At 70.3% G+C, this 14,123-nt stretch carries 15 protein-coding genes and 1 tRNA gene; 7 read left to right on the top strand and 9 right to left on the bottom strand.

From position 1 onward, the window contains the following. Positions 1 to 8: 8 nt before the first annotated feature. Positions 9 to 833, bottom strand: a complete 825-nt coding sequence (gene map, locus ACS5Q7_RS09995) for a type I methionyl aminopeptidase (RefSeq protein ID WP_478339168.1) — start codon at positions 831 to 833, stop codon at positions 9 to 11. Between the two features lie 210 nt (positions 834 to 1,043). Between map and ACS5Q7_RS09990 the strand changes: the two genes are divergently transcribed. From ACS5Q7_RS09990 to ACS5Q7_RS09975, 4 genes are all read left to right on the top strand, one after another. Next, on the top strand, positions 1,044 to 1,301 hold the full coding sequence (locus ACS5Q7_RS09990; protein ID WP_478339396.1) for a zinc-finger domain-containing protein: 258 nt from the start codon (positions 1,044 to 1,046) through the stop codon (positions 1,299 to 1,301). 17 nt (positions 1,302 to 1,318) lie between these two features. After that, complete coding sequence (locus ACS5Q7_RS09985) at positions 1,319 to 2,524, top strand: FAD-dependent monooxygenase (RefSeq protein ID WP_478339167.1); 1,206 nt, start codon at positions 1,319 to 1,321, stop codon at positions 2,522 to 2,524. Positions 2,525 to 2,559: 35 nt separating this feature from the next. Further along, positions 2,560 to 2,646: transfer RNA gene (locus ACS5Q7_RS09980), tRNA-Leu, on the top strand. Positions 2,647 to 2,847: 201 nt separating this feature from the next. Beyond that, complete coding sequence (locus tag ACS5Q7_RS09975) at positions 2,848 to 3,327, top strand: hypothetical protein (RefSeq protein ID WP_478339166.1); 480 nt, start codon at positions 2,848 to 2,850, stop codon at positions 3,325 to 3,327. Positions 3,328 to 3,379: 52 nt separating this feature from the next. On the opposite strand, the gene ACS5Q7_RS09970 is transcribed toward ACS5Q7_RS09975, so the two are convergent. The 4 genes from ACS5Q7_RS09970 to ACS5Q7_RS09955 form a co-directional block, all read right to left on the bottom strand. Continuing rightward, complete coding sequence (locus ACS5Q7_RS09970) at positions 3,380 to 5,065, bottom strand: methyl-accepting chemotaxis protein (protein ID WP_478339165.1); 1,686 nt, start codon at positions 5,063 to 5,065, stop codon at positions 3,380 to 3,382. A gap of 152 nt (positions 5,066 to 5,217) precedes the next feature. Next, positions 5,218 to 5,607: a hypothetical protein gene (locus ACS5Q7_RS09965; protein WP_478339164.1), complete on the bottom strand. Its 390-nt coding sequence runs from the start codon at positions 5,605 to 5,607 to the stop codon at positions 5,218 to 5,220. A gap of 116 nt (positions 5,608 to 5,723) precedes the next feature. Next, positions 5,724 to 6,449 carry a YoaK family protein gene (locus ACS5Q7_RS09960; protein WP_478339163.1) on the bottom strand — a complete coding sequence of 242 codons (726 nt, stop codon included), beginning with the start codon at positions 6,447 to 6,449 and terminating at the stop codon, positions 5,724 to 5,726. A 69-nt stretch (positions 6,450 to 6,518) separates the two neighbouring features. Next, positions 6,519 to 8,114, bottom strand: coding sequence for a gamma-glutamyltransferase family protein (locus ACS5Q7_RS09955; RefSeq protein ID WP_478339162.1), 1,596 nt, complete (start codon positions 8,112 to 8,114; stop codon positions 6,519 to 6,521). Positions 8,115 to 8,211: 97 nt separating this feature from the next. Here ACS5Q7_RS09955 and ACS5Q7_RS09950 point away from each other — a divergent pair, with 97 nt between their 5' ends. Further along, complete coding sequence (locus ACS5Q7_RS09950; protein WP_478339161.1) at positions 8,212 to 9,747, top strand: cation:proton antiporter; 1,536 nt, start codon at positions 8,212 to 8,214, stop codon at positions 9,745 to 9,747. A gap of 3 nt (positions 9,748 to 9,750) precedes the next feature. Here ACS5Q7_RS09950 and gshB read toward each other — a convergent pair whose 3' ends face one another. Beyond that, positions 9,751 to 10,707, bottom strand: a complete 957-nt coding sequence (gshB, locus tag ACS5Q7_RS09945) for a glutathione synthase (RefSeq protein WP_478339160.1) — start codon at positions 10,705 to 10,707, stop codon at positions 9,751 to 9,753. A 32-nt stretch (positions 10,708 to 10,739) separates the two neighbouring features. Beyond that, entirely contained in the window at positions 10,740 to 11,027 is a 288-nt protein-coding gene (locus ACS5Q7_RS09940; protein WP_478339159.1) for a hypothetical protein, read from the bottom strand. Positions 11,028 to 11,425: 398 nt separating this feature from the next. Between ACS5Q7_RS09940 and ACS5Q7_RS09935 the strand changes: the two genes are divergently transcribed. Next, on the top strand, positions 11,426 to 11,617 hold the full coding sequence (locus tag ACS5Q7_RS09935) for a hypothetical protein (protein WP_478339158.1): 192 nt from the start codon (positions 11,426 to 11,428) through the stop codon (positions 11,615 to 11,617). A gap of 96 nt (positions 11,618 to 11,713) precedes the next feature. Further along, complete coding sequence (locus ACS5Q7_RS09930; protein WP_478339157.1) at positions 11,714 to 12,544, top strand: hypothetical protein; 831 nt, start codon at positions 11,714 to 11,716, stop codon at positions 12,542 to 12,544. Positions 12,545 to 12,860: 316 nt separating this feature from the next. Here ACS5Q7_RS09930 and ACS5Q7_RS09925 read toward each other — a convergent pair whose 3' ends face one another. Both ACS5Q7_RS09925 and ACS5Q7_RS09920 read right to left on the bottom strand, forming a co-directional pair. Continuing rightward, positions 12,861 to 13,460 (bottom strand): DUF1254 domain-containing protein, encoded by a 600-nt coding sequence (locus ACS5Q7_RS09925; protein WP_478339395.1) that lies wholly within the window; start codon positions 13,458 to 13,460, stop codon positions 12,861 to 12,863. After that, on the bottom strand, positions 13,448 to 14,119 hold the full coding sequence (locus ACS5Q7_RS09920; RefSeq protein WP_478339156.1) for a DUF1214 domain-containing protein: 672 nt from the start codon (positions 14,117 to 14,119) through the stop codon (positions 13,448 to 13,450). Before ACS5Q7_RS09920 ends, ACS5Q7_RS09925 begins: the two co-directional genes overlap by 13 nt. Positions 14,120 to 14,123 lie beyond the last annotated feature (4 nt).

The raw sequence follows: 14,123 nt of genomic DNA, 5'->3' as shown, positions 1-14,123 counted from the left end.
GGCCGGCCTCAGGCCGCCGGATTGACCGGCTGGTGAAGTCCCTTGGGTGAGAGCGTGAAGATCTCGACCCCGGTCTCGGTCACGGCGACCGTGTGCTCGAATTGCGCGGAGAGGGAGCGGTCACGCGTCACCGCCGTCCAGCCGTCGCCCAGCACCTTCACGGCCGGACGGCCGAGATTGATCATCGGCTCGATGGTGAAGAACTGACCGGGCTTGAGCGGAACGTCGTAGCTCGCCTCGACGTAGTGCAGGATCGTCGGCGCGTCGTGATAGCTGCGCCCGAGGCCGTGGCCGCAGAAATCGCGAACCACCGAGCAGCGCTCGGCTTCGGCGAAGCTCTGGATCGCCCGGCCGATATCGTTGGTGGAGCCGCCTGGCTTCACCGCCGCGATGCCGCGCATCAGCGCCTCGTAGGTGATCTCGCACAGGCGCTGCGCCTTGCGCGGCACCTCGCCGACATAGGCCATGCGGCTGGAATCGCCGTGCCACCCGTCGAGGATGAGGCAGATGTCGAGGTTGACGATGTCGCCCTCGCGCAGGGGCTTGTCGTTGGGGATGCCGTGGCACACCACGTGGTTGATCGACGTGCAGATCGACTTCGGATAGCCCCGGTAGAACAGCGAGGCCGGATAGGCCTTGTTGTCCATGGCGAACTCGAAGGCGAGCTTGTCGATGGCGTCGGTCGTCACGCCGGGCTGCGTCGCCTCCATCAGGAGGTCGAGGGCCTGGGCGGTGAGGTGGCCCGCCCGGCGCATGCCCGCGAAATCCTCCGGGCCGTGGATCGGCGGCTCCGGCGCCCGGCGCGCCTGGGCGCTCGCCTGTTCCTGCATCATGATCAGCGGTTTCTGGTAGGATCGTCTTGCTGGCGTCGGTCCCTATGTACGGTGCGCCAGCCGGCAGGCCAAGCGCCACGCGCCGGGGGCGATGCGTAACCGGCATGTCCTGTCCGCGAGGCTCGCGCGCGGCCTCCCTTGCGCGGCCGGGGGCCGGGACGGCATAAGCGCAGGCGGACATGCCCCATGGTCGGGGCAGGCGAGGGCCGGATGGCAGGCAAGTCGGTACCGCATTTCCACAACGAACCCGGCGTCCCGGCCATCTCGGTCGGCGCGAAGGAGTTCATGTGCATCGGCGCGCTGCCGCCGTTCGACCACCCGCACGTGTTCCTCGACATGGGCGCCGACAACGAGATCATCTGCCAGTATTGCTCGACGCTCTACCGCTACGATCCGGCGCTGGCTGCCGGCGCGGCCGAGCCGGCCGAGTGCGTCTGGCACGACGATTCGGCGGCGGCGGCGGCCTGAAAGGGCGCCAAAGAGCGGTGTCGCCCGAACCGACCCCTCCTGCCACCCCCCTCGAGATCGGGATCGTCGGCGCCGGCATCGGCGGCCTGACGGCGGCGCTCGCCCTCTCGGATGCGGGCCACGCGGTCACGCTGATCGAACGCCGCACCGGGTTCAGCGAAGTCGGGGCGGGTATCCAGATTTCCCCCAATGCCAGCCGGGTGCTGGCCGGGCTCGGCCTGTCCGCCGCCCTGCGCAGGGCGGCGAGCGAGCCGCCGGGGGTCGAGGTGCGCTCCCTCGAATCCGGGCGCCGGATCGGCGGCGTCGCCCTGGGCGCTTCGGCGCGGGAAAGCTTCGGCGCACCCTATTACGTGATCCACCGGGCCGACCTGCAGACGCTCCTCCTCGACGCGGTGCGGGCGCGGCCGCGGATCCGCCTGCTGATGGACCGCTCGGCCACGCAGGCGCGGGAAGGGTCGGAGCGGGTGCTCCTCACCGCCGATACCGGCACGGGCACGCAGGAGCTGGATTTCGATCTGCTGATCGGGGCGGACGGGCTGCGCTCAGCGCTCCGCAAGCATTTCGATGATGCGCCCCTGCGGCCGGGGCGGGCTGCGGCGTGGCGTGCCCTGGTCCCGCGCGAGGCCGTGCCGGTTTCGCTCCAGGGCGAGGCGACGGGCCTGTGGCTCGGGCGCGGGCGGCATGTGGTGCATTACCCGGTGCGGGGCGGCAGCCTGCTCAACGTCGTGGCGGTCGTGCCGGAGGCGGTGGGCGAGAAGGGCTGGGGACGGCTCGGCGAGCCGGCCGTGCTGCGCGCCCATTTCCGCCGCTGCGCCGAGCCCCTGCGGGAGGTGCTTGCCCTGCCCGATTCCTGGCTCGTCTGGTCTCTGGCCGACCGCCCGGCGCCGCGCCCGATGGCGCGGGGACGGATCGCGCTGCTCGGCGATGCGGGCCATCCGGTCCTGCCGTTCCTGGCGCAGGGTGCGGCGCTCGCCATTGAGGACGCGGCGGTGCTGACCCGCTCCCTCGCCGACGCGCCGACCGTGCCGGACGCGCTGGATGCCTATGCGCAGGCCCGTGAGACCCGCGTGCGGCAGGTGCAGCGGGCCGCCCGCGCCAACGGGCGCAGCTACCATGCAAGCGGCATGGTCGGCCTCGTGCGCAACGTGGTGATGGGCCGTCTGGGACCGACAGGCATGAGAGACCGTTACGCCTGGGTCTATGGATGGACGCCTCCGGCTTGATCCCGGCGGGCGCGGCGTTTACCGCTGCGCCTGGAGCGGACGTGGCGGAACCGGTAGACGCACGAGACTTAAAATCTTGCGGCCGCAAGGCTGTGCGGGTTCGAGTCCCGCCGTCCGCACCAAGTCGTCGCCGCCATCATCAAACCCAACGCCCAATTCGCGCGACGAAATCTGCCGGCTGTGGCACCTGATCACTTCATCGTGTCCTCAGAAATCATTTCTATGATATTGAGCGCGATAAGAACCTGCGCATCATCGCCGATTGCCGATTCTCGAAACTTCGAGTGAGCGGCAAATAATACCTTCAACGATGGGAGGGGACGATGTTGCGCAGCGTGTCGCTATCTATACTTGTCATCGCTGTTTGCTCGGGCGCTGCGGCGCAGAATTTCCCGAAGGAAGGCTCAGCTTCTTACACGACGCACTATGTCAATATCTCCGCGACGCCGATGAAAATGGGCGACAGGCTCGTGTCCATCTACGAAAGCGCAGGCATCACCCGCAACGATGCCGGCGAGGGACCGTTCAACAACATGGGAACGCGGTGCCTGGGCCTGCGCGAAGTCAACGGCAACGAGGTGGTCAATCGCGGCAGCTGCATCGACATGGACAAGGACGGCGATCAGGTTTTCTCGACCTACCTCGCCGACGCCAAGAGCGGCCGGCATGAATTCGTCGGCGGGACCGGCAAGTATCAGGGCATAACCGGTTCGGCCGAATACACCTTCCAGTCGATGAAGGTGCCGGAAGGCGCGCGGCCGATGGTGCTCGTGCCGCACAAGGCGAATTGGAAACTGCCCTGAGCGATGCCGGCACGGAGGCGCCGCGCGCCGTCCGTGCCGGTTCGGCCCGTCCTCACGCAGCGCGGACGGTCGCCACGAAGCGCGTCATCTCGGCCTGAAGGCGCTCGGAATGGCGCGAGAGTTCGGAGGCCGCATCGAGCACTTGGCTCGCCGCCGCCCCGGTCTCCTCGGCCGCCCCCGCGACGTCGGCGATGGTCGTCGTCACCTCGCCCGTGCCCGTGGCCGCCTGGGCGACATTGCGGACGATCTCCTGCGTCGCCGCACCCTGCTCCTCCACCGCCGCCGCGATGGCCGTCGCCACGCCGCTGATCTCGCGGATGCGTCCGCCGATCGAGTCGATGGCCCGCACGGCATGGCCGGTCGACGCCTGGATACGGGCGATCTGGGTCGAGATGTCCTCCGTCGCCCGCGCCGTCTGGCCGGCGAGTTCCTTCACCTCCGAGGCCACCACGGCGAAGCCCCGGCCCGCCTCGCCCGCCCGCGCCGCCTCGATGGTGGCGTTCAGGGCGAGCAGGTTGGTCTGCCCGGCGATGTGAGCGATCATTGTCACCACGTCGCCGATCCGCGCGACGGCCTCGTTCAGCTCCTGCACGGAAGACGCGGTCTCGCCGGCCTCGTCCACGGCCCGGCGCGCCAGCTCGGCCGAACCCGCGACCTGCCGGCCGATCTCCTGCACCGACGAACCCAATTCCTCGGCGGACGCCGCCACCGTGGTGACGTTCACCGCCGCCTCCTCCGCCGCGATGGCGACCGTGTTGGATTGCGCGGCGGTGCGCGAGGCCGTGCCGGACATCGCCTGTGCCGTCGCCTGCAGCTGCGTCGCGGAGGACGAGACCAGGGTGGCGATCCCGCCGATGGCGGCCTCGAACCCGTCCGCCATCTGGCGCATGGCAGCCTGGCGCTGCTCCTCGGCCGAAAGGCGGGCCACGCGCGTCTCTTCCTCGAGCTGCCGCTCGCGGATGAGGTTGTCGCGGAACACCTGTACGGTCGCGGCCATGGCGCCGATCTCGTCCCTGCGGCCCGCGCCGGGGATGGCGACGGTGCTGTCGCCCGCCGCCAGCTTCTCCATCGCGCCGGTCATGCGCTGGATCGGCCGCGAGATCCGCAGGAAGCTGAACAGGGCCGCCAGCAGCGACAGCACCACCACGAGGCCGGCGGCGAGGCCCGCCGTGCGGATCGCGCCTTCGGCATCCGCGATGGTGCCGCTCACGGCGACCTCGGCGGCCTGCCTGTTCACCGCGACGTTCTTCTTCAGCGTGTCGGAGGCGTTGGTCGCCAGTTGCAGCAGGTCCGGCCCGAGCAGGATCGCCAGGGCCTCGCCCCGATTGCCCGCAGCCAGGGTGTCGATCACCGTCGCCTGCTGCGCGAGATACGTGGCCCACAGGGTCGAGAACCGCTCGTAGAGCGCACGCTCCTCGGCGGTCTTGTCCATGGCTTCGTATTCATGGCGCAGCTTGTCGATGGCCTTGCCGACGCCATCGACGGTCTTGCGGTTCTCCGCGAGGTCATTCGCCGTCTCCGACGACAGGACCAGCCTGTAGAGCTTCACCCGGTGGTCGCGGATCGCGGTGTTGATCTGGTTGACCGCGTTGATCGCGGGAAGCTTCACGCGGCCGATCTCGCCGACGTTCTGCTTCATTTCGGAGAGGCTTCGGACGGCGACGTAACCTTGCCCCGCCGCGACGAGCGCCGCCAAGCCGAACATGCCCCCGAGGGCCGCCTTGATCGAGACATGCATGATGAACGGCCGGTCTTGTGAACACTACCGTCATGCATAAAAATACATATTGAAGATTATATAAACGTCATCCATTTGCTGCTTGATCGAGCGGCAGCGATATGCTTCCGCACCCCGCAGCGATAAATGGATCGCTGCGGGGTCGGGGACGTTCACCAGGCGCCGTAGCCGTAGGGCCGGTCGCAATGGCGGCGGTGGCCGTAGCCGTAACCGGCGTAGCGGTAGCCATCGTCGGACTCGACGTCGTAGCGGCGCACGACGCGCTCGGTGCGGTAGACCGGCACCTCATCGACCTCGTAGGCGTGCACGCGCGGGGCCGGCGCGTAACCGTAGCCGTAGACCGGGGCGGGCCGGGCGTAACCGTAGCCATAGGCGGGCTCGGCATGGGCCTCGGAGATGGCGGCGCCGAGGAGGGCACCCGCCGCGAGACCGCCGATCACGCCGGCGGCGACCGCGCCGCCGCCCCGGGCCTGCGCCTGCGGAGCGCCGAGGGACCCGACCATGACCAGGGTGGCGGCGGCCAGGGTAGCGAACGTCTTCATGGCCCAACCCTCTCGATGTCTTCGGCCGGCTGTTCCGGCCATGGAGAGAGAATGCCGTGCGCCGCCTGCATCGGCCCTGAAGCCGTCTGGCAGCAATCGTTCAGCTTGCGGTGGCGTCAGACCGAGCGGGATTCCGCCGGCCCGGCATAGGCCCGCAGCCGCCGGGCCATGGTGATGCCGGGGATGGCCAGGCCGGCGAGGACACAGGCCGCGACGATGAGCAGCGCGGTGCCCATCACCCGGAACAGGACCACGCCGAGGATGCCGCCGCCGAGGAAGGCGGCCACGGTCACGAGGTGCAGGCGCAGCTTGTCCCGGTCGACGCAGGGGTGGCGTTCGAGGAGGTTGGCGAGCCCGATCCCGATATCCGTCACCATGCCGGTGACGTGGGTGGTGCGCACCCGCGCGTTGGTGATCTGCGTCACGGTGGCGTTCTGCAACCCGAGGAGGAAGCTGAGGCCCAGCGCCAGCACCGCGCCGCGCGCGTCTTCCGGCAGGAACGGGGCGGCACAGCCGAGCACCAGCAGCATCGCCGCCTCGCCGAGGATGCCGTAGGCATAGACCCCCGGCAGATGCCGCGTGCGCCCGGCATCGATGACCAGGGTCGCGGCCATCGCCCCCGCGACGAAGGCCAGCACGAGGAGCAGGCCGAACAGCGCCATCCGCACCTCGCCGAGGCCGAGATGGTCGGCGAGCGCCGAGACGTTGCCGGTCATGTTCGAGGAAAAGGTGCCGAAGGCGTAGAAGCCGGCGACGTTCAGGGCCCCCGCAATGGCGGCGAAGGTCCAGCCGAGGCGTTCGTCGATCCGGTACGTCCGGGTGGACCCTTCATGGACAAGCATGGCGGCGGCGGTCTGGTAGGAAGCGAAAGATCAAGCGCGGCCGTATCATACCGGCCGGACGTTACCGAGCTACAGCCCCAGCGTCCCGCCATCGGAGCGCGGATCGTGCGTGGCGGCGATGCGCCCGTCGCGGGAATGGCGCACCAGCATCCCGGCATGGCCGAGGGTGTCGCTGTAGGCCTGGCCCACCGACTCGATCTCGTGGCCCATCCGCTCCAGGGCGGAGAGGCAGGCGGGATCGAAGCGATCCTCGACCTTCACGCTGAGCGACGGCGCGCCCCAGGTGCGGCCGTAGAGCAGGCGTGGGGCATCGACGGCCTCCGCCACCGACATCCCGTAATCGGCGTAGCGGGCGAAGATCTGCGCCTGGAATTGCGGCTGCCCGTCCCCGCCCATGGAGCCGTAGGCCATCACGCGGCCGTCGTCGAAGCAGGCGAGCGCCGGGATCAAGGTGTGGAACGGCCGCCGCCCCGGCTCCAGCGGGTTCACCGAGGCCGGATCGAGGGAGAACGACACGCCGCGATTGAGCCACGCGAGGCCGGTTCGCGGCAGCACCGTGCCGGAGCCGTATTCCCAATAGACCGACTGGATGTAGGAGACGGCGAGCCCGTCCTTGTCGATCACGCCCATCCACACCGTGTCGCCGCTATGCGAGACGACCGGGATCGAGGCGGCCCGCTTCATCTCGATCCGCGCCGCCTCGGCGGCGAGGCGCTGCGCGTCGAGGAAGGTCGCGGGATCGTGGCGCAGGCGGGAGAAGTCCGTCACCACCCGGTCGCGGATGGCGAAGGCGCGCTTCGTCGCCTCGATCATCCCGTGGTAATGCGCGGCCGTCTCCGGCTCGGCGATGGCGAGACGGTCGAACAGGCCGAGGATGATAAGCGCCGCGAGGCCCTGGGTTGGCGGCGGGAAGTTGTACAGTGTCGCGTCCCGGCGGCGCAGGGTGAGGGGGGCACGCTCCGCCGGCCGGTAGGCCTTGAGGTCGGCGCGGGAGACCGGAGCGCCGAGCTTTTCGAGATCGACGCCGATCTCGCGGCCGATATCGCCCCGGTAGAAATCGTCGAGCCCGGCATGGCTCAGCTGTTCGAGCGTTCCGGCGAGCGCCGGGAGACGGCGCGTCTCGCCCGCCGGGAAGGGCTTGCCGTCCTTCATGAACGTCGCCGCGAAGTTCGGCGCCTCGTGCAGGGTGTCGCCCGGCTGCGGCGTGTAGCGCGCCTCGCTCGCCGAGACCGGCACGCCCTCGCGGGCCTGACGGGTCGCGTCGGCCAGCAGCGTTTCGAGGGGAAGCCGGCCGCCCAGCGCCTTGGAGAGTTCGAGGGCGAGCGACCAGCCGCCGACCGCGCCGGCCACCGTCACCATCGCCTCCGGGCCACGGGGCGGGATCGCGTCGTAGCCCTTCTCGCGGTAGCGGGCGATGGTGGCCTCGCGGGCCGCCGGCCCGCAGGCCTCGATGCCGCGCACCTTCCCGCCGCGCTCGCGGACCAGCCAGAAGCCGTCCCCGCCGAGGCCGTTCATGTGCGGGTAGACCACCGCGATAGAGGCCGCCATGGCGACCATCGCCTCGATGGCGTTGCCGCCCTGTGCCAGCACGGTGAGGCCCGCCTGCGCCGCGAGGCTGTGCGGTGCGGCGACGGCGGCGGACGAGAAGATCGGTGTCTCGGGCATGGCGTGTCCGGCGGGTCTTCCTGTCGAATAGGCGAGGGCGGCGGTCAACGCAAAGCTTATACCCGGCGCGCGCCTCGTCACGCCCTATGTCCCCTCGATGTTGATCTTCGAATGGACCGTCGCCGTCCTGCTTGGCGCGGTCGTCCTCACCGGCCTCGCGGCGCGGCTCGGCGCCCCGTATCCCGCGTTCCTCGCCATCGGCGGCATCGGGCTCGCCTTCATGCCCGGCGTGCCGAACCTGCAGCTCGATCCCGAACTGGCGCTTGCGCTGTTCCTCGCCCCCGTCCTGCTCGATGCCGGGTTCGATGCGTCCCTCCGTGACCTGCGGGTGAGCTGGCAGCCGGTGCTCGGCCTCGCTGTGGGCGCCGTGGTGGTGACGAGCCTCGCGGTCGCCGTCGTGGCGAAGGTGGTCGTGCCCGACATGCCGATCTCGGCCTGTATTGCGCTGGGCGCCATCGTCGCGCCCCCGGATGCGGTGGCGGCGATGGCGGTGCTACGCCATGCGCCGATGCCCCACAGGCTCGCGACCATCCTCAAGGGCGAGAGCCTGCTCAACGATGCGGCATCGCTGCTGCTCTACCGTCTTGCCGTCGGTGCCGCGATGGCGGGCAGCTTCTCGATGCGGGAGGCCCTCCCGGGCTTCCTGCTCGGCGTCGCCGCGAGTTTCGTCGTCGGCCCGCTGCTCGGGATCGCCTTCGTCGCCCTGCGCAAGCGGATCAGCGATCCGCCGACAGCCATCGTGCTGCAATTCGTTGCCGCCTTTGGCTTGTGGCTCGCCGCGGAGAAGGTGGAGATGTCGGGCGTCCTCGTGGTCGTGACCTTCGCGATGACCGTGGCGCGGCGGGCGCCCGGCGTCACCGCCCCGCGGGCGCGGATCGTCTCCTACGCCGTGTGGGACACGGCGGTGTTCGTCCTCAACGTGCTGGCCTTCGTGCTGATCGGCATCCAGATCGATCCGATCCTGGAACGGCTGAACCCCACCGACCAATGGCAGGCGATCCTGCTGTCGGGCTTCGTCTTCCTGACCGTCGTCCTGGCGCGGCTCGCCTGGGTTCTCCCGACGAGCGGCCTGCGCGGTTTCGGCCTCGGCCCCCACGGCGACCGGGCGCGGCTCGGGGCCGGGGTGGCGGTGGCCTGGGCAGGGATGCGCGGCATCGTCACGGTGGCCGCAGCGCTCGCCCTGCCGCAGGATTTTCCCCACCGGGACCTCGTGGTGTTCACGGCCTTCTTCACCGTGCTCGGCACCCTGGTGCTGCAGGGCCTGACGCTGAGCCCGCTTCTGAAGCGCCTCGCTCTTCCCGACGACGACCCCGTGGGACAGGAGGTCGGGCGCGGGCGGGCCGCTGCGTACGGCGCGGCGCTCGAAAGCCTCGAAGCACGAGAGGATTGTGCCGCGACGGATGCCCTGCGCGCGGAGTTCCGCTCCGCCCTCGCGGAGGCCGAGGCGCACGAGGAGGGGCGCGCCCCCGAGAGCCTTCCCGCCGACGCCGCGCGGCGCGAAGCCATCCTCGCCGCCCGGGACAAGGTGATGGAGATGCGCCGCCAGGGCGAGATCGGCGACGACGCCTATTTCCTGCTGGAAGAGGAGTTCGATTGGGCCGAACTCAGCGCGACCCCACGCGCCGAGTTGTAAGCGTCAGCCCGCCTTCCGCGCCGCGATGCGGGTTTCGATGGCATCCCACACCGCAACGGCGAGGTTCGGCCCGCCGAGGCGCTCGATGGCGCGGATGCCGGTGGGGGAGGTGACGTTGATCTCGGTGAGATGGCCGTCGATCACGTCGATGCCCACGAGGATCAGGCCACGACGCGCCAGTTCCGGCCCGATGGTCGCGCAGATCTCGCGCTCGCGTTCGGTGAGTTCGGAGGCCGAGGCCGCGCCGCCGCGCACCATGTTGGAGCGGATGTCCCCCGCCGCCGGCACGCGGTTGACCGCGCCCATGGCGACGCCGTCCACGAGGATGATCCGCTTGTCGCCCTCGGTCACGCGGTCGAGGTAGCGCTGCGTGACCCAGGCTTCCTTGAAGGTCGTGGCGAAGAGGTCGAACATCGAACCGAAGTTCGGGTCCTTCTCCGTCACCTTGAACACCGCCGCGCCGCCATGGCCGTGCAGCGGCTTCATCGCCACCGTGCCGTGCTCCAGGCGGAACGCCTCGATCTCCGCGCGGTCGCGGCTGATCAGCGTCGGCGGCATCAGTTCGGGGAAGTCGAGGACGAAGAGCTTCTCCGGCGCGTTGCGCACCTCGGACGGGTCGTTCACGACCAGCGTCTTCGGGTGGATCCGCTCCAGCATGTGCGTCGCCGTGACATAGGCCATGTCGAACGGCGGATCCTGGCGCATCAGCACCGCGTCGCATTCGGCGAGGTCCATCCGTTCCGGGGGCGCGAGGGTGAAGTGGTCGCCCTGCACGTCCCGGACGGTCAGGGCCTCGACCCGCGCCGTCACCCGCCGGCCCTGCATCGAGAGCCGGTCGGGCGTGTAGTGGAAAAGCCGGTGCCCCCTGCGCTGCGCTTCCAGCAACAGCGCGAAGGTCGTGTCGCCCGCGATCCGGATGTTCTGGATCGGATCCATCTGGACCGCGACGGTCAGGCTCATGGTGGCTTTCCCGTGCGCGCGTGATGCGCGTGTCAGTTGTTCGGCATCGACTTGCCGCCGGTGCGGCGATCATAGTCCCCGATGGCCGCGCGGCACTTCTGAGACAGCTTGGCACGGTTGCGCGTCATGCAACGGTCGGCATCCGGGCTGTTCGGATCGACGCCGATGCAGAGGCGGAAATAATCGTCGGCACAGCCGAGCTGAAGTCCCTGATCGTCGCGTTGCGCGTAAGCCGGAGCGGCCGACAGCGCCAGGAACGCGAGCGCGGCGAGCGCGGCGGCACGCGGCGAACGAAGGGATTGGTCCGGAACCAGTCGCATCCAGCCTTGTCCTTAACAAACGGTTGCGGGGCGGCGGACCGGCCCGCGTAGCGTCCGCATATCGGGCCAGCCGGGCTGTAGGCAAGCGCCCCGGCTGCCGCTTGTGTCGCACGTTGCAGAAATGCGCCGGCCGGCTCCCGACGAGAAAATGGCCCCGCCCGCATCCGGGCAGGGCCAGTGAAAGGGAGGAAACGCCCGCCATGGGCAAAGACGTCTCTGCAAGCCGCGCGCCAGTCGGGCATCGCCGCCACGGGGCTCGTGCAAGCATCTGTTAACCATCCCGTGATGATCTGCTCGGGCAGCACGAAGCCAGAATTCGAACATCCCACCACACGCCCCTTGCCGACGCCCATTGCCGGGCCTGGGCAAAAGCCCGGATCGCCGACAGGAGCCAGACCATGAACCGCCACCGGAAAATCGAGCACAACGCCGTCTCCTCGCCGACATCCCACGAAGCGACCGCCACGGGCGTGGTCGTCGCCTTCCCGTCGCGGGCAGCGCGGCCTGCCAAGCCGGCCCCCGTCTCCGGCGAGTCGCGCGGCCAGATCCTGCTTTTCCTCGGCGTCCGCTACGAGCGCCTCGCCTCCTGAACGACGCCTCGCCGGTCATCGGTATCCCCTCGGCACAGTGACGCGTCCGGCGCGGCCGGCGGATGCGACCGCACGCCCGCAAGCCCGTTCAGCGCCATGCATTCCAACACGAGTTTCCCGCACGCGGACGCGCCGCGCCCGAGCCGCGCCCTTCGCACCCTGTCATGCGGCCTCACCCTCGGCCTCCTCGTGTCCTGCGCGCAGCAGGGCGATTTCGGACGGCCCAAGGCGGGCGTCTGGAACAGCTTGGTCGATGCCACCGGCACCGTGGTGGCGGGCGAGCGCGGCGGCCCGGCCTCGGCCTCGCCGCTCACCGACGACGAGCAGGACCTGCGCAACCGCGCGTGGCGGTTCCTGATGCCCGCGACGACGCGCGAGGCCTTCCTCGACATCATCGCCAACCTGACCCGCGCGCGGGTGCTGCCACCCTCCTGGCGCCCCCACGATCCGGCGCGCTACCACGACGCGCTGCTCGCGGAGGACATCCGCTCGCAGGTCTCGCGCTATCGCCGCCTGACGGACGACGCGGTGGCCGACGCGCGGCTGATCCCGCCCTTCGCAGCGCTCGCCACACGGGTGGCCGATGCCGATGCGCGACGGCTGAGGAGCCTGCCCTTCGCGAAGACCCTCGACGATTGGGACGTGCGCCAGGCCGCCATGCGGGTAGCCGAGAATCGCTGCCTCGTGGCCTGGGTCCGGCTGGAGACGGGCGAACGGCTGGAAGCCTATCGCTACGCCCTCGAACACCTGTTCGCCGAGGCGCCGGACCCCGGTGCGGCCGAATCGGAACGCGCCCTGGCGATGCTCGCCGCGCGGCGCCCCCTGCTCGATCCCGTGCTGCCGCCGGATGCGGCTGTCCGCTGCGGCCTCGTTCCGGCACCGGCGGCCGCGGTCGCGGCGGGTGTGCCGCTGGTCGTGAAGGATTGATGGGTCAGGGCCGGTGTCGGTCAGACCGAGGCGGGCCTTCACTCATCCGCCGTCTTTGCCAGCGGAGCAGAGACGGGGGAGCCGGTGTCTATCCGGCCACACTCTTGCGATGAGGCGGCGGGGCCACCAACCCGTTCGAGCGCGGCTCTAGAGCGGTTTTGGTTTGATCCGGATCACCTGCTTCACCGTCTTTGCGAGCGACAGCGAAGCAATCCAGGGCAGCGGGACCTGAACGGATGTGGCGGATCCCTGGATTGCTTCGCTTCGCTCGCAAAGACGGGAGGCGCGGCATGAGCCGGGTTTTCCCGTAACCGCTCTAGCGCTTGGCCGGTTCGTCGGCAGCGGCATCCGTGGTGCAGGACACCGCGCGCACGGCGGCGTTGGCGGCCTCCCGCTGGCTCGGCAGGCCAGCGATCACCCGCACCACCACGATGCCGCGCCCCTCGGGGGCGACGATCCGCACGTCGCGGCTCGGCTCGTTGTCGTCGTCGTCGGCGAGCGCCTGATCGTACTGCGCGCGGGTGAGGATCACGAGGTCGAGGGCGCCGCGCACCGCCGCCTGATCGGCCACCGCGTAGAAGGCGCCCTGGCGCCCATGCGCCGCGAGCGAGAGGGCCAGCGAACCCGTGCGCGCCGAGACGCGCATCGGCCCGTCCGTCAGGTCGTAGGCACAGACGCCCACGGCCACCGCCGGATCGGGGATCGGCAGCCAGGCCTCCTGCGGCGCGGGCGTCTCGCCGGTGGCGAGGGCGTAGATCACCTGCGGATGGTCCAGGCTCTCGCTGGTGCGGGCGCGCGTCACCGCGTCCGTCTCCGCGAGGCGCGGGATGGCGAGCACCGCCGCGATGTGAACGATGCCGGCGAGCACGAGCCCCGCGAGGGTGGCGTAGGCGAAGCGCAGGCTCACGGGGCACAGCCCTTCCGGACGATGGAGGGCACGACGCTCCGGTCGAGGGAGCCGACGCCGGCGGCGGCCGGCGTGTCGTACAGGCGCAGCGCCAGACGCATCGGCCCGGTGGCGCGCGGGCTCGGAAGCCAGTTGCCCGGCTCGGCCTCGGGGGAGAGGGTGATGACGAAGCGCCCGTCCTGACGCCGCAGGATCTCGGTCGAAGTGAAGCCGTCGCGGATATGCGGGCGGTTCGGATCGCGGGTGCCGCGCCCGGCGACGGTCATCGTCCAAGCGCGGGCGGGGGGAACGGTGCCGCCGATGGCATAGGTGCAGGAGGCGTCGAGGGTGCGGCCATCGTCGTCCTCGGCGGCTGTCAGGAGCAGGCCCTCGCCCACCGCGAGGGGGATCTCGCCCCGGCGCGCGTTCACGGCGCGGGTATAGGGGTCGGCGTTGGTCGCCCCGGCACGGGGCCACGCCGTCCAGGGGCCGATGTGGAAACCGCCGAACGGATAGCCGCCGCGCGTCGCCCAATCGGCGCTGGCGAGGCCGAGCAAGGCTCCGAGCGCGAGGGCGTAGACGACGAGGAGGGGCGTACCGCTCTTGCGGACGAGGCGGGCGACGAACCCCCTGGCCGCTCCCGCCGAGGCGGGCAGGCGGGCGGCCTGCCCGGACAACGCGACCTTCATGGCC

The sequence above is a fragment of the Methylobacterium sp. Gmos3 genome, assembly GCF_056430985.1.
Note: the sequence above shows the minus strand (reverse complement) of the source record. Positions and strands in the feature narration are given on the sequence as shown.

Excerpts from the sequence above, each read along its gene's own strand:
- map (WP_478339168.1), bottom strand. The coding sequence starts at position 833 with ATGATGCAGGAACAGGCGAGCGCCCAGGCGCGCCGGGCGCCGGAGCCG.
- ACS5Q7_RS09990 (WP_478339396.1), top strand. The coding sequence starts at position 1,044 with ATGGCAGGCAAGTCGGTACCGCATTTCCACAACGAACCCGGCGTCCCG.
- ACS5Q7_RS09975 (WP_478339166.1), top strand. The coding sequence starts at position 2,848 with ATGTTGCGCAGCGTGTCGCTATCTATACTTGTCATCGCTGTTTGCTCG.
- ACS5Q7_RS09970 (WP_478339165.1), bottom strand. The coding sequence starts at position 5,065 with ATGCATGTCTCGATCAAGGCGGCCCTCGGGGGCATGTTCGGCTTGGCG.
- ACS5Q7_RS09965 (WP_478339164.1), bottom strand. The coding sequence starts at position 5,607 with ATGAAGACGTTCGCTACCCTGGCCGCCGCCACCCTGGTCATGGTCGGG.
- ACS5Q7_RS09960 (WP_478339163.1), bottom strand. The coding sequence starts at position 6,449 with ATGCTTGTCCATGAAGGGTCCACCCGGACGTACCGGATCGACGAACGC.
- ACS5Q7_RS09955 (WP_478339162.1), bottom strand. The coding sequence starts at position 8,114 with ATGCCCGAGACACCGATCTTCTCGTCCGCCGCCGTCGCCGCACCGCAC.
- ACS5Q7_RS09950 (WP_478339161.1), top strand. The coding sequence starts at position 8,212 with ATGTTGATCTTCGAATGGACCGTCGCCGTCCTGCTTGGCGCGGTCGTC.
- gshB (WP_478339160.1), bottom strand. The coding sequence starts at position 10,707 with ATGAGCCTGACCGTCGCGGTCCAGATGGATCCGATCCAGAACATCCGG.
- ACS5Q7_RS09940 (WP_478339159.1), bottom strand. The coding sequence starts at position 11,027 with ATGCGACTGGTTCCGGACCAATCCCTTCGTTCGCCGCGTGCCGCCGCG.
- ACS5Q7_RS09935 (WP_478339158.1), top strand. The coding sequence starts at position 11,426 with ATGAACCGCCACCGGAAAATCGAGCACAACGCCGTCTCCTCGCCGACA.
- ACS5Q7_RS09930 (WP_478339157.1), top strand. The coding sequence starts at position 11,714 with ATGCATTCCAACACGAGTTTCCCGCACGCGGACGCGCCGCGCCCGAGC.
- ACS5Q7_RS09920 (WP_478339156.1), bottom strand. The coding sequence starts at position 14,119 with ATGAAGGTCGCGTTGTCCGGGCAGGCCGCCCGCCTGCCCGCCTCGGCG.